The 19,222-nt window shown below is 43.9% G+C and carries 15 protein-coding genes and 1 pseudogene; 5 read left to right on the top strand and 11 right to left on the bottom strand.

All coding sequences use genetic code 11. The annotated features are described in order from the left end of the window. The first annotated feature begins 4 nt into the window (after window positions 1–4). Window positions 5–880: pseudogene (locus tag ABWT76_RS04235) on the top strand (TIGR02452 family protein). Between the two features lie 366 nt (window positions 881–1,246). Here ABWT76_RS04235 and ABWT76_RS04230 read toward each other — a convergent pair. Next, window positions 1,247–2,482: an MFS transporter gene (locus tag ABWT76_RS04230; RefSeq protein ID WP_054467743.1), complete on the bottom strand. Its 1,236-nt coding sequence runs from the start codon at window positions 2,480–2,482 to the stop codon at window positions 1,247–1,249. 357 nt (window positions 2,483–2,839) lie between these two features. On the opposite strand from ABWT76_RS04230, the gene ABWT76_RS04225 reads away from it, so the two are divergent. Next, window positions 2,840–3,772 carry a glycosyltransferase family 2 protein gene (locus ABWT76_RS04225; protein ID WP_354635691.1) on the top strand — a complete coding sequence of 311 codons (933 nt, stop codon included), beginning with the start codon at window positions 2,840–2,842 and terminating at the stop codon, window positions 3,770–3,772. Window positions 3,773–3,980: 208 nt separating this feature from the next. Then, window positions 3,981–4,349, top strand: a complete 369-nt coding sequence (locus ABWT76_RS04220) for an EamA family transporter (protein ID WP_354635689.1) — start codon at window positions 3,981–3,983, stop codon at window positions 4,347–4,349. A 244-nt stretch (window positions 4,350–4,593) separates the two neighbouring features. On the opposite strand, the gene ABWT76_RS04215 is transcribed toward ABWT76_RS04220, so the two are convergent. Both ABWT76_RS04215 and ABWT76_RS04210 read right to left on the bottom strand, forming a co-directional pair. Beyond that, a complete protein-coding gene (locus ABWT76_RS04215; protein ID WP_354635688.1) occupies window positions 4,594–7,902 on the bottom strand; it encodes an efflux RND transporter permease subunit in 3,309 nt (1,102 codons plus the stop codon). A 93-nt stretch (window positions 7,903–7,995) separates the two neighbouring features. Next, a complete protein-coding gene (locus tag ABWT76_RS04210) occupies window positions 7,996–9,927 on the bottom strand; it encodes an efflux RND transporter periplasmic adaptor subunit (protein WP_354635687.1) in 1,932 nt (643 codons plus the stop codon). 551 nt (window positions 9,928–10,478) lie between these two features. Here ABWT76_RS04210 and ABWT76_RS04205 point away from each other — a divergent pair. Next, window positions 10,479–11,330 (top strand): Npun_R2479 family HD domain-containing metalloprotein, encoded by an 852-nt coding sequence (locus ABWT76_RS04205; protein ID WP_054467679.1) that lies wholly within the window; start codon window positions 10,479–10,481, stop codon window positions 11,328–11,330. Window positions 11,331–11,574: 244 nt separating this feature from the next. On the opposite strand, the gene ABWT76_RS04200 is transcribed toward ABWT76_RS04205, so the two are convergent. The 3 genes from ABWT76_RS04200 to yidD all read right to left on the bottom strand — a co-directional run bounded on the left by ABWT76_RS04200 (window position 11,575) and on the right by yidD (window position 13,209). Next, a complete protein-coding gene (locus ABWT76_RS04200; protein WP_054467677.1) occupies window positions 11,575–12,048 on the bottom strand; it encodes a TspO/MBR family protein in 474 nt (157 codons plus the stop codon). Between the two features lie 79 nt (window positions 12,049–12,127). Next, window positions 12,128–12,751, bottom strand: coding sequence for a hypothetical protein (locus ABWT76_RS04195; protein ID WP_156331871.1), 624 nt, complete (start codon window positions 12,749–12,751; stop codon window positions 12,128–12,130). A gap of 236 nt (window positions 12,752–12,987) precedes the next feature. Beyond that, a complete protein-coding gene (gene yidD / locus ABWT76_RS04190; RefSeq protein WP_190879942.1) occupies window positions 12,988–13,209 on the bottom strand; it encodes a membrane protein insertion efficiency factor YidD in 222 nt (73 codons plus the stop codon). 50 nt (window positions 13,210–13,259) lie between these two features. On the opposite strand from yidD, the gene ABWT76_RS04185 reads away from it, so the two are divergent. Continuing rightward, entirely contained in the window at window positions 13,260–13,997 is a 738-nt protein-coding gene (locus ABWT76_RS04185) for a diacylglycerol/polyprenol kinase family protein (RefSeq protein WP_054467673.1), read from the top strand. Window positions 13,998–14,139: 142 nt separating this feature from the next. Here ABWT76_RS04185 and ABWT76_RS04180 read toward each other — a convergent pair whose 3' ends face one another. From ABWT76_RS04180 to ABWT76_RS04160, 5 genes are all read right to left on the bottom strand, one after another. Beyond that, window positions 14,140–14,475 carry a hypothetical protein gene (locus ABWT76_RS04180; protein ID WP_190879941.1) on the bottom strand — a complete coding sequence of 112 codons (336 nt, stop codon included), beginning with the start codon at window positions 14,473–14,475 and terminating at the stop codon, window positions 14,140–14,142. Between the two features lie 11 nt (window positions 14,476–14,486). Continuing rightward, complete coding sequence (locus ABWT76_RS04175; protein ID WP_190879940.1) at window positions 14,487–14,714, bottom strand: hypothetical protein; 228 nt, start codon at window positions 14,712–14,714, stop codon at window positions 14,487–14,489. A 576-nt stretch (window positions 14,715–15,290) separates the two neighbouring features. Then, window positions 15,291–16,400, bottom strand: coding sequence for a GUN4 domain-containing protein (locus ABWT76_RS04170; RefSeq protein WP_242050043.1), 1,110 nt, complete (start codon window positions 16,398–16,400; stop codon window positions 15,291–15,293). A gap of 67 nt (window positions 16,401–16,467) precedes the next feature. Continuing rightward, window positions 16,468–17,853 (bottom strand): hypothetical protein, encoded by a 1,386-nt coding sequence (locus ABWT76_RS04165; RefSeq protein ID WP_242050042.1) that lies wholly within the window; start codon window positions 17,851–17,853, stop codon window positions 16,468–16,470. A gap of 151 nt (window positions 17,854–18,004) precedes the next feature. Next, window positions 18,005–19,165 carry a hypothetical protein gene (locus ABWT76_RS04160; RefSeq protein WP_354635686.1) on the bottom strand — a complete coding sequence of 387 codons (1,161 nt, stop codon included), beginning with the start codon at window positions 19,163–19,165 and terminating at the stop codon, window positions 18,005–18,007. Between the last annotated feature and the right edge of the window lie 57 nt (window positions 19,166–19,222).

Raw genomic sequence — 19,222 nt, 5'->3', positions numbered from 1 at the left:
CATTATGAACCGAAAGGCGATCGCCCAAGATACTCTGAATATTCTCAAAACAGGTTACTACCTGAACCTCAAGGGTACAGAAATTAAAATTGGTCATCATATAACAGCTTGTGTCGCGGCCACAAAATACTATGATCCTGATAGTTTATCTACTTTAGAAACAGAGGTTTTATCCCAACCAGGGGCATTTTCTAGCACGGAATTTGAGGTGAGAAATGAAACTACCCTGATGGGTGCAGAACGGATGGCGCGATCGCTCACTGAAAAACAAATCAGGAAAATTGCTGTCCTGAATTTTGCTTCGGCGAAAAATCCGGGCGGTGGATTTCTCAATGGAGCCTAAGCCCAAGAAGAAAGTTTAGCCCGAAGTTCCGCACTTTATCCAAGCCTTTTAAACTGTCCTCAATACTATGAATTTCATCGGGCTAATCGATCGCTTTTATATTCTAATCGGATGATTTATTCTCCCGGTTGTCCAGTATTCCGTAAAGATGACGGAACTTTATTAGAAACCCCTTATCGGGTTGATTTTATTACCAGTGCCGCCCCGAATGCGGGAATGATTGCTAGAAATCAACCGGAAGATATGAACAAAATCCCTGAAGTATTGCGGGATCGCGGTGCCAAGATTTTAAGTTTAGCTGCTAGTTATCAATGCGATGTTCTAATATTAGGCGCTTGGGGCTGTGGAGTCTTTAGAAATGACCCGGTGATCGTCGCTCAAATGTTCGGCGATTACTTATTACCCAACGGTCAATTTGCCAATAAATTTAAAACCGTATTGTTTTCTGTTCTAGATACTAGCAAACAACAGAATATTATTAATGAATTTAAAAAGAGATTTCCCGAATTTACAGGCAACAGGCAACAGAAAAATTGATTCGGGCGATCGACAACCATAAAAACTCCCCAAAGGCGAAGCAAGAGCAATTCTAGACTGGCAGAAATACCGACAATTACTAATCGAGTCATTAATGCCGATATTAACCGTAGCCTCAATATCCTACGAACGTATTCTCCAGAGGTATTCACCTATGTCGAGGAGATAGCGAGTTGCGGGGTTCAGCCACTAAAGATTAACCATGAACGAAAGAGTTGGGTTTACATCGTCGCATCTGTCTATTTTAGCTCTAACCCTATTGATGAAATATGGATAATGGATAATTGATTATGGATCATTGATAATTGATAAAAGCCAAAGCATTATATTGTTTTGGCTTTTTTATTGTTAGGTTTATGGTTAGGTTTATTCGCTCAAAGCATAGATATCTTTTTCTCGACCCAGCGCAAACTTAAAAGAATGTCGCAAGTCTTTGCTGGATAGAGTCAGGAAAACGATTAATGCTGCCACCGCTAGACCAGCAGCGATCGCAAATAAAGTCCGATACCCCAACAGATCGGCAAAAGAGCCTAAAATTGGCCCTGCCAAGGCAATTCCCAAATCAAATCCACCAATACAAAGAGAAAAGACTTGACCCCGTTCTTTGGCTAAGGAGCGATCGGCCATTAGTGCTACCATCATCGGAATCAATGTACCCGCCCCCGCTCCTTCAATGACCGCTGCTGCCAGCACGCTATGGGGTGAATGGGCGAAACCGAGCACGATCATGGCGATGGTGTAGCAGACTAAGCTGGCGGTAATAAATAGTCCTCTACCGTAGCGATCGGAAGCACGACCCGTAACAAACCGCAGGCTAAAACTGGAAACCGCAGCAGCGCTATAAAATAATCCAGGATTTAAGTCAATTTTGCTCTCTTGGATGAACAAGGGGATAAAGGTACTGATAATTCCGAAGACTAAGCCAATCATTAGCATGACCACAAACGGAATGCGGAGTCGGTCGGTCAGCAACAGTCCCCAAAATGATGGCTGCTGCTGAGGGGAAAGATGGCTATCTTTTGGTTCCCCTTTGACTTCGGTGATTTGGTTGGCACAAAACAACCCCACGACTCCTAGGGCAAATGAAGTGATAAATAATGGCGGGTAGCCATAACCAGCTTGGATAAATCCGCCCAGGGCAGGCCCGATCGCCACTCCGATGGGATTGACTAAACTCATATAGCCAATTAATTCACCCCGTTGGTTTGGCGGTGAGAGGTCGGCAACTAAGGCACTAAACCCGGTGGTGAAAGCGGCGACACTGATGCCATGAAATGCCCGCAAGACCATTAATAAGGGAATGGATGTGATAAATAGATAGCCCAAGGGGGCGATCGCTACCACCGCAACGCCAATTAATAGGACTAACTTGCGACTGCGATCGTCTGCCATGCGCCCCAACATGGGACGAAACAGCAGCAGTCCAATGGCAAAGGAACCCATGACAATACCTATTTGCTGGCTGTTGCCCCCCACGAATTGAATATACAAAGGCAACGTGGGCAGTAAAGCAGCAATACTTGACCAAAATAATAAGCCCGCAGCAAATAAGGTTAACAAGCTGCGGCGCAAGTGCGGCTCCAACTGACTAAAAACCTTCAAAGCATCCACCTCATCCAACGGTTATGATTTTTCGGCGATTCCCTACGGGACGTTTCCTGAACGGCGATCGCCCACCGTAAAGGCAAAGCTTACCGCGCTGAAATTTGATTGGAGAATCGCCAAGATTGTTACGCGAATGCTTTGCCCCTACTATATTGTAATAACTTTTCTTAAGTAATATTACAGAAAATTAATAAATGAAACAGCACTAATCATCCTGAGTAATAGCAGCCCTTGATATGATGCAACGAATCATGTAGGGGCGAATGGCCATTCGCCCCTACAGCGCTTTCTATTCAAGTGAACCACAAATATATTGTAGGGTTGATTCGCGAATCAACCCTACATGAGGTAAAAATGACAGAAAAGGAGATTGCGGTTTTGCTCCCTTGCCATAACGAAGGGTTAACCATTGCCCAAGTGGTCAATGATTTTCGGGCGGTACTTCCCGAAGCCAAGATTTATGTTTACGATAACCGTTCCACGGATGATACAGCCACCCAAGCAGCAGCAGCGGGCGCAATCGTCCGCTTTGAACCCCAAAAGGGAAAAGGGAATGTAATTCGGCGAATGTTTGCGGATATTGAAGCGGATATTTATGTTATGGCCGATGGGGATAATACTTATGAAGTCGCCGCAGTTTCCCGACTAATCCAACGTCTATTAAATGAAAGATTAGATATGGTAGTAGGTATCAGGCGATCGCTCACAGGGGACTTTATTTCCTTTCGTCCCGGTCATCGGGCGGGCAACTTATTTTTAACCGGCTGCGTGCAATTTCTGTTTGGCGCTAAACTACAAGATATGCTGTCCGGTTATCGAGTATTTTCCCATCGATTTGTGAAATCTTTTCCCGCTTTATCCAGTGGATTTGAAACGGAAACAGAGTTAACCATTCATGCTTTAGAATTAAGGATTCCCTTTGGGGAAGAACCCACGATTTACACAGAAAGACATCCCGATTCAAGTAGCAAACTCAGAACTTTTACCGATGGATTTCGTGTCTTAGGAACGGCTTTATTGCTTTTTAAAGAAATTCAGCCTTTCTTGTTTTTTGGTATCATTGCTATCGTTTTGGCACTCATTTCCTTGATACTGGGTTTTCCGGTGATTGCCACCTTTCTGGAAACCGGATTAGTACCCAGATTTCCTACGGCAATTTTGGCCGCTTCGATTATGTTGTTAGCTTTTTTAAGCTTAACTTGTGGGTTAATTTTAGATTCAGTGGCTCGCGGTCGGAGGGAATTTAAACGGATGGTCTATCTGGCGTATGCTTTACCAAAGCATTAATGGTATAATTTCATCAGAAACCAGGTTTCTTTTTGGCAACATAGGGGCGTCCTTGCGGAGCCCATGCCGTCAGGCTATATGGCCATTCGCCCCTACATTAGCACAACAAAAACCCGGTTTCTTTGCTTAATCCGAATAAGTGGTTTTTTGGTATTTATTTGCTTAATGTAACCACAAAAAAACACGAAAAAAAGAGATATTTATTTCTATGAATTTTGCCGAATTTTGCTTATTATTAATGTCTATTATCGCTAACGTATCCGGACAGTTTTTTTTAAAGTCTGGGGCTTTGAAACTGGGAAAAGTTAATCTGAGTAATTTATTTACTCATGTATTAAATATCGTGACAATTCCAGAGTTAATGGTGGGTTTGACTTGCTACGGTTTGGGCGCGATCGCCTATATTTTAGTCCTCACCCGCGTCAAACTGAGTATTGTTGGCCCATGTACTGCCCTCAGCTATGTTTTTGCCGTGGTACTGGGTTATTTTATCTTCAAAGAAACCATTCCCCTCACTCGTATTCTCGGCTTGAGTTTGATTGTCAATGGGGTAATTTTAGTCGTATGGAAACAATGACCATTTGATCATTTTAAAATATAAATTATTGCTTTAATAATGAATGATTCACCACAAAGACACGAAGGACACAAAGGAGCGGAAACTGCTACAACTTAAAATATAAATTATTCCTTCAATAATGAATGATTCACCACAAAGACACGAAGGACACAAAGGAGCGGAGGTTGGGTTTCGTTTCGCTCTACCCAACCTACAACTACAACTACAACTGGGTAAAGGCGGGCATGAACCCGCCCCCTACTCAAGCATTCTGTTTGACCTGTTTTTTCCTAGCTTTCGCTACAGATTTTAAGCGACGCCGCCGATTTTTACCAGTAAATAGACCAAAAAACCACCGCTGGAACCCATCAATATAAGTGAATAAAACCGGCACGATCACTAAAGTTAGTAGGGTGGAAGTGGAAAAGCCGCCAAGAACAGCGATCGCCATTGGGGAACGCACCTCACCCCCCGCGCCAAGTTCTAAGGCAATGGGCATCATTCCCGCTACAGTAGAAATAGTGGTCATAAAAATCGGTCGTAAGCGAGAAACACCCGCTTCTAACACCGCTTTAAACTGTTTTAATCCTTGCTCTTGGTTGGCCAAACTACAATCCACTAATAAGATAGCATTTTTTGTCACCAATCCCATCAACAAAACAATCCCAATTAGGGCAAATAACCCTAATTCTTTTTGGGTAATTAATAATGCTAACAACGCTCCACCAATTGATAACGGCAAGGCGACCAAAATAGTGAAAGGATGGAAGAAATTGTTGTAAAGCAGGACTAAAATGGCATAAATACAAAGTACCGCTAGGGAAAGTGCGCCTAAGAAACGACCGAAAATATCTTGCATAATTTCGGCATTTCCCGAAGGTTGTTCTTCTACGCTGGAGGGTAACGGATTCATCGCGGGCAATGCGCGGACTGCTTCGAGGGCTTCTCCTAAAGATAACCCTTGTAAGTTGGCAGCCAGAGTGACTTGGCGAGATCGGTCAAAGCGCTGAATTTGTGCCGGTCCACTGCCCAGGGTAATATCGGCTACCGCAGATAAGGGGACTAAAGTGCCCCGCTGGCTGGGGATTTGCAAGTTTTTCAGCAGTTCGAGATTGTCGCGATATTCCTGGGCTAACTGCACCCGGATGGGAATTTGCCGATCGCTCAAATCAAATTTGGCTAGGTTGGATTCAATGTCGCCAATGGTAGCTAGGGAGGCAGTCCGGGCGATCGCCTGTACGGAAACCCCCAAATCGGCGGCTCGTTTGGGGTCGGGTTTAATCAAAATCTCTGGTTTGACCAAAGAAGCGGAAGAGGAAACCTCTACTAATCCGGGGATTTGCCGCATTTGAATTTCCAACGCATCCGCCGCCATCTTCAGTTCTTGGGGATTATTACTTTTGAGGACAATGGATAAATCCTTGCTTTGGCCACCAGCCCCACCTGTAGATGCAAAACTAATTCGGGCGCCCGGAATTTGCGTAAATTGCGATCGCATTTCCTGCTCAAATTCTTTTTGAGACATGGGTCGATCACTCTTAGGCACTAAATTCACATAGAGGACACCCTTATTCACACCGCGATCGCTGCCACCACCGCCGACGGTTTCCAAAATAGTATTAACCGCTGGATGTTGCTGCAACAATGCCGTAGTCCGTTGCGCCACGGTTTCCGTATCCTGCAATGTGGAACCGGGAGGTAATTCAATATTGACGGTACTAAAAGCAATATCGCCGTTGTCAAACAACCCTTTAGGAATATACGGGACTAACTGCAAACTGCCGATAAAAAAGGCTATGGCAATTAATAAGGTAGTAATCCGATGTTTCAAAGCCCAACTGAGGAGCGATCGATAGGGCTGAATTTTATAGGGTGTAGGGTGTGGGGTGTAGGGTGTGGGGTGTGGGGAAGAGGGGGAAGAGGGGGAATTTCCTTCGATGGCGGCTTCCCACACTCCCACACTCCCACACTCCTCCGCCCCTGCGATCCTCTGCTCCCCTGCCTCCGAGAGAGGGCGAAGCATTCGGGGCGTCAATTCTTGGTTGTGATTCAGAGATGATTTGCCCGAATGCTTCGCCCCTACGAGGGGTTTACTTTTGAGCAAATAGGCACTCAGCATGGGAACGACCGTGGTAGCGACCAGGGTGGAAAACATGGTAGAAACGGCAAATGTCACCCCAAAGGGTTGGAAAAATTGGCCAGGAACTCCACCCATAAATGCTACGGGCAAAAATACCGCCACAATGGTCGCGGTGGTCGCCACCACCGCTAACCCGATTTCCAATGCGGCATCCAGGGCCGCCTGAAAGGGACGTTTGCCCATATTTAGGTGAGTGTCGATATTTTCAATCATGCAGATGGCATCATCCACCAAGTTACCCACCGCTAAAGATAGGGACAGTAAGGTCATCCCATTGAGGGTATAGTTGAGGGCTTGCATCACCGCAAAGGTGGGAATAATCGACAAAGGCAAGGCAGCGCCAGTAATGAAAGTGGCTCGCCAATCTCGTAAAAATATCCAGACCGTTATAGTAGTGAGTACACATCCGAGAATCAAAGAATCAATGGAGGCTTGATAGGATTCGCGAATGGAGTTGGCACGGGTAAAGATTAACTCTAATTTAATATCTTCCGGCAGGGTTTTTTCTAATTCCGCCACTGCCTCGCGCACCCCTTCTTCTACGCTGACTAAGGTGCTGCCACTACTCCGCAATACGGAGAACGTGACTACGGGTTGACCATTATAGCGAGCGGATTGGCGAATTTCCGCTACCCCATCTTCGACTTGCGCTAAACTTTCCAAGGGAACTGACTCCCCACTGGGTAAGATAATGCCGTAGCTTTTCAGGGTGTCCACGGTGGGGGCAGACCCCAGGGTGCGAATATTGCGTTCGACTCCGGCACTGTCCGATCGCCCACCGGGTAAGTTAATGTTAAACGCCCGAATTTGATTATTCACATCGGTGGCAGTGATGCCCAAGGCTTGCAACCGTTTGGGGTTTAAATTCACCCGAATTTCTCGGTCAGATCCACCTAAGCGATTGACTTGTGCCACACCAGATACTTGTAATAAGGCGCGGGCGATGGTGCGATCGGTTAAATCGCTCAGTTCTTCGACCGATCGCCGCTCCGACACCACCGCGTAAGTCATAATTGGCCCACCGGCAAATTCCAACCGTTGCACGATCGGGTCATTCACATCTTGGGGCAATTCTTGACGAATTTGGGAAACCGCATTGCGAACATCATTGGTGGCGCGATCGGTATCCGTTCCCAAGACAAAATTAATCACCGTGGTAGAAACCCCATCGGTGACTGTTGAACTCAGTTCGTCAATATTACCCAAGCCCGCCACCGCGTCTTCAACTTTTTTCGTGACTTGGGATTCTAACTCTACCGGGCCTGCCCCTGGTTGGGTGACAGTGACACTGACTATCGGGATATCAATATTGGGATTAGAATCAATGCCCAATCGACCAAAGGACATTAAGCCAACAACGGTCATGATCATAAACATGACCAAGACCGGGACGGGTTTTTTAATCGACCAAGCAGAAATATTAAATGACATTTATTATTTGTTGGTGGTTGGTGGTTGATTGTTGGTGGTTGGCATTAATTGATAATTAATAATTAATAATTGACAATTATCAATTATCAATTATCAATTATCAACTACTTTGACGCGATCGCCATTTTTCACAAAAGCCGCCCCATCAACTACAATGGCATCGCCTACCTCTAAACCCGACTGAATTTCTATAGTGGCCTTGGATAGGTCATTACCCACAGCGTTAATGACTTGACCAACCTGAACAGGTTGTGCTTCTACGATGTCGTTGTCCTTAAGGCGATAAACAATCGAACTGCCATCGGCTTGAGGTAACACAGCTTTTGCCGGGACAATTAATCCCTCCGTGGTACTGGTGGTTAAAGCCGCCCGCAAAAACATCCCCGATCGCAACAAATCGCTACTTGGTAAACTAACCTTGACCGTGGCTTGACGACTATTGGCATCAATCAAAGGGGAAATTTCTCGCACGGTTCCCTGTAGGTCAATTCGCGAGTCTGCATCCGATGTCACTTTGACACTAGCGCCAATTTTGACCAGAGGTAACTGGGTTTCCGGGACTTTGACATGGAGTTCTAACTCACCATTAGCAATAATCGAAAAAAGTTTGCCAGAGCCACTGGTGACATCCCCCACGCGGGCAATTCGTTCGGCCACAATGCCACTGGCGGGAGCCCGAACCAGGGTTCGATCGCCCTGAGTTTGGACTTGTTCTGCCCTGGCTTGACTGCTTATAACATTGGCCGCCGCACTGTTGACCGTAGCGCGGGCGCTTTCTACCTGGGACTGAGCGCTGGTGACGTTGGCTGCGGCTCTTTCCAGTCGGGCTTCGGCATTACGAATGTTAGCCACGGCACTTTCTACTCTGGCGGCGGCACTGCTGACATTGGATTCGACACTCTTGACCCGCGCTTCGGTACTGCTGATATTAGCCACGGCGCTTTGAATTCGGGCATCGGCACTTTTAATATTGGCCTCCGCCACCCGCACCGCTTCCAGGGCATTTTCCACTGTAGTCAGGCGGTTATCGAGTTCTTGTTGAGAAATGGCGCCCGCACTGGCTAATGATTGATAGCGTTGTAACTCCCGTTCTGCTTGGGCTAATTCGGCTTTGGCTCTGGCAAGATTGGCCACCGCTTGCGCTCGTCCGGCTTCGGCTTCCACTTTCGCCGCTTGTGCTCCAGCTAGGGCGGCTTCAACTTCCGACTTGGCAGCGATCGCGCTTCTTAGTCCTGCTTCCGCTTCTGATTTCGCCGCCTGTGCTTGGGAAATTGCTGCCTGTGCCTCGCTTTCACCGGCTTGCGCTTGTTCCAAAGCGGATTTCGCCTGCCATACCCCGGCTTCGGTTTGGATTTGGCTAGAACGCAGGGATTCTACCTGGGCTTGGGCATCTAATATCTGCGATCGCACTACGGAGTCATCCAAAATGGCCATGACTTGACCAGCGGTGACAAAATCCCCTTCATCGACTAAAACTTGTTGAATTTGTAAGCCAGGAGATTGGGGCAAAATCGGCAGCAAATCTAAGGCTTGAACCGTTCCAGTGGCTTCCAGGGCTCGCGCAATGCGATCGCTTTTCACCCCTGCCACGGTGACAGTTTGGCTGGCTCCTGGAAGGTTTACTTGTGCTGCCCCGGTTGCACCGGCAGCAGCCACTTTCCCATCGGAATTAGTTGCGGGGGCATTACCCTTACCTGTATCGGCAAAACCCATGCCACCAAGGGCGATCGCCACCCCAATGACGATGCCTACCGCCATTGTCGGCAGCGATCGTAACAACCATTCTGATTTTTTCTCGACTTCATCCTCCGCTTCGTCTTCATCCTCCGCTACATCAGCGGCGCGATGGCGCAAAGCGGATCCCGGTAGGGAATCGCCTATTTCATCCCCATCAATCTCGGATGTTGCGGCTAGATCCTCAGTGCGATTCGCAAAAGCCTCCGCTATCGCGGAATCGGCAGTTTCCTGACGCTTAGGATCCTCTTTAACTGCGTCTTCTAGATTTGATAAAGATTCATAGCCCATGATTCTTTCCCTTGACGACCATGTAACTAATATTAACGTAATGTAAAGAAAAGTTGCCAAAATTTTAGATTGTTCATATTCAGTCCTGTGCCGTCTGGCATCGATTGCCGTAAGCAGAAAAACTTAGAGGCGATCGCCCAGTAAATCGGGTAGGGATTCTTCGTCGGCTTTCAACAGTGTCAAGTGGCTGGTTGAACAACCAGTAAAGCCATCCCAGAAGCAAGAGGCGATTTCCTACGGGACGCTATGGGCGATCGGGCAATTGAGGGGTAAAGACCCCAACCCCCAATCCCACCAAACCGGCATCACAGTTTCTCTGTTAAATTAGATCCAGAGATGGCATAATTTCCCGAATAAACCGTACCAAATACGGTTCGCAAAACCCACTGATAAAGTAATATGTCATTCCCGCGAAAGCGGGAATCCATAAGTATTTTAGGGGATTATAATAAAATGGTTTATTGAGCCAGCGAATTTGGTATCACCCAAAAAAAGGGAAAGGTCTCGCCTCTGCGATCGTCTATCGTCACAATTTCTCGTTGTCAAAAAATATGTTTTTTAACGCGACTGAACTACTGATTGACTCCTTTGTGCAAAAAATCCAAGATGGCTACCGTCGAACCTACGGAGGCTACAAACCAGACTATGCGGAAATTATTGCCTGGGCTGGGTCTATGGCCTTAGAAAATATTGCCAATAGTGACGCCTTATACCATAATGTCGAACACACCATTTTAGTCACCCTAGTGGGTCAGGAAATTCTCCGAGGAAAACATATTCGGGAAGGGGGCATTTCCTGCGAAGATTGGTTACACTATATTATTTCCTTAGTCTGCCATGACATCGGCTATGTCAAGGGAGTTTGTCGCCAAGATAAAAACGGATATTATGCCACCGGAAAAAATGGCGACATGGTTTATCTTCAACCGGGGGCATCCGATGCCAGCTTAACTCCTTATCATGTAGACCGGGCGAAACTGTTTATTGATGAAAGATTTGGCGGTCATAAATTAATCGATGCGGAATTAATTAAACAAAATATAGAACTGACTCGTTTTCCCGTTCCCAAAGCCGAAGATCATCAAGATACCATCAACTCTCCGGGGTTAGTCCGAGCCGCTGATTTAATTGGTCAACTCAGCGATCCCCGTTATTTAAAGAAAATTGGCGCATTATTTTATGAATTTGAAGAAACCGGAACCAACAAAGCTTTAGGGTATCGGCATCCCGGAGACTTGCGAAAAAATTATGCTAAGTTTTATTGGCATGGGGTTTATCCTTATGTCAAAGATGCTTTAAGTTATCTCTCCTTAACTCAGCACGGCCAACAAATTATTGCCAACCTTTATTCTAATGTTTTTGTCGTCGAACACGAACAGCAAGAAGAAGAAGGTAGAAATTAAAAGAACTTTTATCTAATAGTTATTGGTTATTGGTTATTGGTTGTTTGTTGTTTGTTGTTTGCCGAGCCGAATACAGCGGTTTTCAGGTTGCTAAACCACAAATTTTCGTAGGGGCGAAGCATGACCGCAGATATTTGTGGCTTAAAAGCAGACATTTAATCCGGTCATGCTTCGCCCTTACTTATTCTATTCAGATGAAAAACGCTGTAAAAAATAACCAATAAAGAATAACATTAATAGATGCTTATTCACTATCAGGATTTAACCCAATCATTGCCCAAGTTGTATAAGTACCAATGGGACTCCAAAGCACATAAGGCAAGAGTAAAATAGATGCCCAAGAAGACACCGGAAAAACGCTGACCGCTAACATTACACTTAAAATTGCCCCGGTTCCCCCAATAATTGTTCCGGCTTTTAAACTTTGGAGTTTACACATCACGGGAGTATAGGCAATTGTCACCATTTCTAACCCTAAATAAAAGGCCATAAATACCCAAGTTCTTAGGGTTCCAGGGCGGCTTTCCCACACAATCACCGCTGACCAAGCCCCGCAAATAAAAATAATTGTCCAAATTAAAGGAATTAAGCGTTCAAAAGTCAGCCATTTTGGTCGTTGTAGCCGATTAAACCAGCGAACATCATCCACATTTAGTCGATTTACCGCGATCGCTACTAAAACAGTTATTGCCGCGATCGCCATCCAAGATTTAATCATTATAATTTGCTTCTTTATTTTAGGTTTTGTCTGAAATTTTTCCGAGCCATCAAAATGCCAATTTTCTAGAATACTTCATTTATGGACTGAGTGGTTGACGAGTGCCTTGGAAACCCGAAGAATCCAGCCAAATTTCACAAACCGAAGGTTCTACATTAAAATCACAAGTATAAGCCGCCAACAGTCCGCCCTGTCGGTTAAAAACTCTCGTATTATACTGCTGTTCTTTAGCCGCCGTGCCAAAATGGTTTACGAATTCATAGCGCTGTAAATAATCCAACAAACTCCAAACTTGTCGGTTCACCACCAAATCCACACGACCTCCCGGTTGATTTCTATTGGGATACGCTAACCAATTATCTAAAAGTTTACCTGCAAATTGTTCTTTCACCCACCACAAACTAGGAATTGTTAAACCACTTTCGGCAATATTATTAGCAGTGATAACATTTTCTGGTTCCGTGGGAATACCCAGTTCTAAAAATCTCAAATCTAAAGGAGGTTCTCTGAGTGTTTCCCCGTTAGCAATTTGAGCATTTGATGCTTTTACGCTACTCCCAGCTATAATTAAATATAGAAATAACAAAGTTACCGATAATCGTTTTAGTTTTTTACCATGAATATCGCCACATAATCTGGGATCAAGTTTACCAGCGATCGTGGTAAAACTCTTTTTTTCACTTTTTTTTGACCGTATCATCATAGCGAAAATAATTGTTATTTGTTTGTTGTTGGTTGGGGAACAGGGAACAGGGAACAGGGAACAGGGAACAGGGAACAGGGAACAGGGAACCGGAAGGGGTGCTGGGGTGCTGGGGTGTTCTTTTTCGCCTCTGCTCCAGAAGCTCCTCGGTCGGTGAGCGAAGCCGAACCGCCGCCCCTCTGCACCCCTGCTTCCCTACACCCTACACCCTACACCCTACACCCTCTCTTCAAATATCAATCCAACTTTTCTGGCACTGGGTCATAGCCCCCTGGGTGGAACGGATTACACCGTAAAATCCGCTTCGTGGCTAACCAAGCGCCACGGATAGCGCCAAAACGCTCGATCGCCTCGATCGCGTATTGAGAGCAAGTGGGATGGAATCGGCAACTGGGTGGAAATAGCGGCGAAATGAGCGATCGATAACCGTGAATCAAGGTAATCATTAATTTTTTCATAGCCTCAGCCCCATAGTCTAATATAGTCTAAATAGTCTAATAGAGTGATAATGTTTGTGGTTGTTATTAGTTTAATTCTTACCTTGTTCACTTCACTCTTGGAATTGCCATCGGTTCCCGGTTTATGGGTACAAATTACCGTGGTCGGTATTTGGTTGGGTTTTGTGTTGGTTTTAGCGGAAGCGCTGTATCAAGTCACCGATGCAGAGTCAGAAATTGTCCGCAAAATCGTTCACATTGGCACTGGTAATGTGATTCTTTTCGCCTGGTGGTTGCAGGTTCCCGCTTGGGTGGGGATTGCTGCCTCGGTTTTTGCAGCAGCGATCGCCTTATTATCTTATATTTTACCCTTATTTCCTGGGATTAATAGTGTCGGTCGCCACAGTTGGGGGACTTTTTTCTATGCGGTGAGTATTGGCCTATTAATTGCCTGGTTTTGGCCTTTGGAAAAACCCTATTATGCGGCGATCGGGATTTTAATTATGGCGTTTGGGGATGGTTTTGCCGCCTTAATTGGTCGAAAATTTGGTAAACATCCCTATCAATTGTGGGGGGAAAAAAAGAGTATTGAAGGGTCACTAACGATGGCTTTGATTAGTTATGGACTTACGGTGTTAATTTTATGCTCGGTGCAGGGAAATCATTGGCAAATTTGGCTCAGTGCGATCGCGGTTGCCTTTCTTGCGACAGTCTTAGAAGCTTTTTCTAAAATTGGGATTGATAACCTGACTGTGCCTCTGGGTAGTGCCGCTTTCTGTTTTTTATTGAATCAGCTATTATTTTCTTAAACAAAAGAGTACCAGGAGCAGGAAATAAGGGTTTCTGCTGCGGCAGGAGGGTTTCATAGGGGACAAGAAAGAAAAGAAACCGGGTTTCTGAGATAACTTTTGTCACAATACCGAGATTTAAAATAAGAAACCCGGTTTCTGACTAGCGATCACTTATCCAAAAATAAAATAGCGATCGCCAAGATAATTTTTTAAGAATTGAACCACAGAGACACGAAGGACACAGAGAATTTAGCCAATAAGCGATCGCCTTTTTGCCCACAAGGAGAGAACCGGGTTCTCCGTTGTTTTTGCCTCCCGACCGAGAATTCCAAAAAGAAACTCGGTTTCTGAACCACAGGCGATCGCCCACTGCCCAATAAAAAAGCGATCGCTTATCCAAAAATAAAATAGCGATCGCCCATCTTCCTACCAGAAAAGCGATCGCCTCTTTGCCCACAAACCGAGAAACCGGGTAACTGCCTCCAATTTTTGCCACAATACCGAGATTTAAAATAAGAAACCCGGTTTCTGAACCACACGCGATCGCCCCTCAAACTCCCCAAAGAGCGATCGCTTACTGCCCAATAAAAAAGCGATCGCCCACTGCCCAATAAAAAAGCGATCGCTTATCCAAAAATAAAATAGCGATCGCCAAGATAATTTTTTAAGAATTGAACCACAGAGACACGAAGGACACAGAGAATTTAGCCAATAAGCGATCGCCTCTTTGCCCACAAACCAAGAAACCGGGTTTCTGCGACGATTTTTGGCAGAATACCTAAATTTATTAGACCTCTTGCAAAATTCCTAAAAGCCCCCCTTAAAAAGGGGGGTTGGGGGGGTCGAAATATTTATTTTGCAAGAGGTCTATTTAAGAAACCCGGTTTCTGAACCACAAGCGATCGCTTACTGCCCAATAAAAAAGCGATCGCTTATCCAAAAATAAAATAGCGATCGCCTATCTTCCTACCAGAAAAGCGATCGCCTTACTAATAACCTACAAATATTCAGTATTTTTAGTAGGTTGGGTTGAGGTACGAAACCCAACAAAATATTGATGGTGTTGGGTTTCGCTTTCGCTTAACCCAACCTACAAATCCTACTGTGTATTTCGCTACAATTTAACTTTAAAAAGTCGGAGATTTTAAATAGCTTAATTTTGGAAGCAAAAATTTTTGCAAATCCCCGACTTTATAACGCCCCCCTAACACCCCCCTAACAGGTAATGAATTTCTCAAAACCTGATCCCACCGTGCCAAAACCTTTGATAAAAAATACTTATTTTTCTGTAAAAGCTTTATGTGCTATAGTCTAGAGACGAGAAAAGAGAATCTGGTCCCTCGACACCCAGACGAACGACGAACACGCCCCCACGCGCCGCGCCCAGTCCACCACACCCACAAACCCCCACAAAGGGAGGTGTCCGGGTAGTGCATTTGTATTGAAAGTGAAACCAGAGGGATAGCTCAACCAATCTCCTGCTTTGCGCCAACCAACGATATCGGCGAGTTTACAATATTTATCATAATCTAACTCACCTACTTTACCACCAACTTGCGGGGAAGTCCAGATATCTCTTTGCACAGAAAAACCAAACTTACCATCACTATACTTAAGCCATAGCTTATCCATAGTGCGTAGATCAGTGCGAGGAAAATTCTGTAGATCGCTACTATAAACACTACCCCAATCAGACTCACCCATAGCTTCTAACATTCGGGCTGAGGTTTCCTCATCAGCTTTTTGCCATTCACCATTTTTCAAATAATCCCGTAATGGACGATAATCAATGCCTTTCTCTGATTTTAACTGATTTAATTCTTCTTCCTCAGCCTTACGTCTTGCTTCTTCTTCAGCCTTACGTTTAGCTTCTGCTTCTCGTTTGCGTTTTTCTTCTTCAGCCTTACGTTTTTCCTCAGCTTGACGTTTTTCCTCTTCTTGACGGAGTTTATTATTCCATTTTTGTTGTAAATCAGTCAATTTCTGACTAGAATATCCTAAAGTTACCGCTTGATTATAGTTAGCTAAAGCCATCTCATAATTCCTTAATTTTACATAAGCATCTCCCCGTAAATCGTAAAATTCTGCTCGTTGGGGTTGTAAAGTAGTGGCTTTATCTAAATCTGCGATCGCATTTTGATAGTTTTCTAAACCATAGAAAGCCTTAGCACGCTGGTAATAGACATCCGCTTGAGGATTAAGTTTAATAGTGCGATCGAAGTCAAGACGAGCAAAATCATAGTTTTTTGCTTGTAAATGCTCCAAACCACGCTGATAACAGGATGTAGCAATATTGAGAAAATGGGTTTCTCCTAAGTTTTGCAACAATTGATTAAGAGACTTGACAAAATTAGCATCTTCTGGTAAGAGATTCTTGCTAATTTCAGTAATAAGCTCCTCTCTAGTAAGTTGATTAGTCATTTTTGACCTCCAAAGTTTTTTGGGCGTTTTTTGTTGGGTTGCGCTGTCGCTTAACCCAACCTACTTTCTACTTTCTTTGTTTTAACCAAGTTTGCATGATTTTTTCTACCTGCTCCTCAAAGGTATAACGAGAACGAATATTTTGGAGAATATTTGCCCATTGTAAACGTAAATCTATCATAATCGCTGGTTCTATTTGCTCTAAAGCATCAAACAATTGATTAGAATAGTCGATCACGGCTTTAGTGAGATTTAAACGCTCCTCATCAGGAAGATTAGCTTCATCGAATAAATCAGACAATAGGCTAGGTAAGAGGGGTAATTGACGATTTGGGGCGTAAATTAAGAAATATTCATCTGTCACCATCCCTACATGAATACAGTGTAAAAGCTCCATATAATGGGTGAAGGTTTCTCGACTACGGCGACTAAATTCCGCGCGATCGTAGTCTGTTTGAATTTGTCGCCCTTCAAGTTGCCATTTTTTGAGGAGATTCTGGGAAATTTCGCTAATTGTATCTTGCCAGCGGAATTTACGCACTACGGTTTTAAATCTTGCGTCATCAAAGTCATTATTCCAAAAACCGATATTAATGTTGAAAAATGATTCTTCTACTTCCGTTTCTAAGACTAATACGGGAATAGAATTTAATTCCCTGAAGATATCATTAACTGCTGACTCCGCACGGCGATTTTTAGTCACCCATTCCCCCGCCATAAATTTAATGGGGCGTTGTTTCTGGGTATATTGCTCGAATAATTCCCGTAATGCTCCTGAAAGGGTGGCTTCCATCATAGGAAATTGACTCTGGGCGGTAGCATTAGGTAGGGGATCGTAACGTAAGACGGGTGGAGAAAAGAAGACAGTTAAGGGAATTTCTGAGCGATTTTCAACGGTTTTGAGGATGTCATCAGCTACAGAAAAGACGGGATTATTGCGATCGCGCCTTTGATCATCTCGGTTTTGTTTGTCTCTTTGACGGTTAATTTGAGCATTAAGTAAGGTAATTTCTAGGGAAAATTGGCGATCTGTTTCGGTTTTCCAGCGTTGAAAGGCGATACTATCAGCTTGGAGTGCTATTTGTAATTCTGCTTTGAATTGTTCGATCGACTCAGTAAATTCCCTTTGTTTTTGGGCTTCTAATGCGTTAAATACTTGACGCATTTTTTCTTGTTGAATTAGGGTTTCTGCTTCAATTTGTTTAAGTTGTAAGCTAAATTCTTTGTCTTCTTGACGCTCTCTTGCTCTCACTGCTTGACGTGCTAATTCCATTTTAGCGTCAAATTCCATGCGTTTAATACCAAGCTCAAAGTTAGCATGATCTCGCTGTTGAGCTAATTCTACAGATTTAGCTTGAGTAGTTATAGAGCGGGTTTGATTAATTGCCATTAATCCGGGGGCGATCGCGCTTGCTACTTTAGCAATACCATTAATAATAGAACCAAGACTCATAAAATTAAAACTTTTTTTGTTTTGTTTTGGTGTTGGGTTGCGCTACGCTTAACCCAACCTATTTTCTAAAATATAATTAGCTGAGATTTTTCTAGGGTTTTAGTCCTAATCTTATCAAAAAAACATTGAGAAATAAAACATAACTATACACCTATCCTATCAAATTTAGTAAGTAATAAGCTGCATTAGCAAAACCACTATGATTAGTGTCTGAAATTACCATTACTCCCTGAGCATTATGAATACGACCACAATCATCTATATAGCCAACTTTAATATCTTGAGAATCGTAAATATTCATATCTGTACCAATACGACCTTTGTAAGTAGTATAAGTACCATGATATGATGAATCAGTATAAAATTTGCGTCCTACACAATGACCCCGAATATGTCCATCTATATAGAAATCCTTGCGATCGCTATCAAATCCATAATCATCACAGCCTCTGAAAGCCATACCATGATCGTGGTTTCCTGCTAAATTATTGTGATGAATTTCAGTAGAAGCAATATAACCATGACTAGCGTTCATTGCTTCCTGAAACTGATCGAAAGGAATTTCTAAACCTCGTCCATCTGGTGATGAAGAATCATTAACAATAACGTAGGAATTATGAGAATTAATTGGGTCAATTTCAACACCAATTACCTGCACAACATGATTAGCTTCTGCTCCTTGATATTGATGAGGATCAAATAAATCAGGCGCGGTTTGTCCTAGAATTGAGTTACGATCTGGTAAGTTAATTATATCGGCACTTACTCCTACAAAAACTTCCTCATGTTGACTTAATTTAGTAGCTATTTCATCAATCGTACCGTGATAATGATGCTCTACATTTACACCAGTTTGTTCAGTAATTAATTTACCAAAATCTTCCGCAGGTGTACCAATATGGGAGCTATACCAATGATTTTCTTGAGCATGATTTAGCAACTGTTCTTGAGAATAAGATTGATGATTAATATGTTCGATCGCACTTTGTTGAGTAGCAATACCACAAGCATCTGACGATATTTGTTGATGCCAATGGTTCATTTCTTCCGCTGGATGACCGATAACGCTCCCATGAGGATGATTGGGATCAAAATGTTGATGAGCCGCTAAATCATTAAAACTATTATGGTTTAGTCCATAGCTATCTCCATAATAGTCATTATTAGACAGCAGATTACTATGCTGTTCATTTAGGTTATGAGAAGTATCGATATGTGTATGATTATCATGTCCAAAATCCGGTGAACTATTCCCATCTTGGGAATCATTGGGATTGAAAAAGACGGGAGTCAGGGGAATTGGTGAAAACATAGTTAAAATTCCTCTCCTGGTAAAATCTGATAGTCTAGGGCTACACTATTGAGGTTG

Origin of the sequence: Planktothricoides raciborskii GIHE-MW2, from assembly GCF_040564635.1 — a bacterium.
In the GTDB taxonomy this organism is placed as follows: domain Bacteria; phylum Cyanobacteriota; class Cyanobacteriia; order Cyanobacteriales; family Laspinemataceae; genus Planktothricoides; species Planktothricoides raciborskii.
Note: the sequence above shows the minus strand (reverse complement) of the source record. Positions and strands in the feature narration are given on the sequence as shown.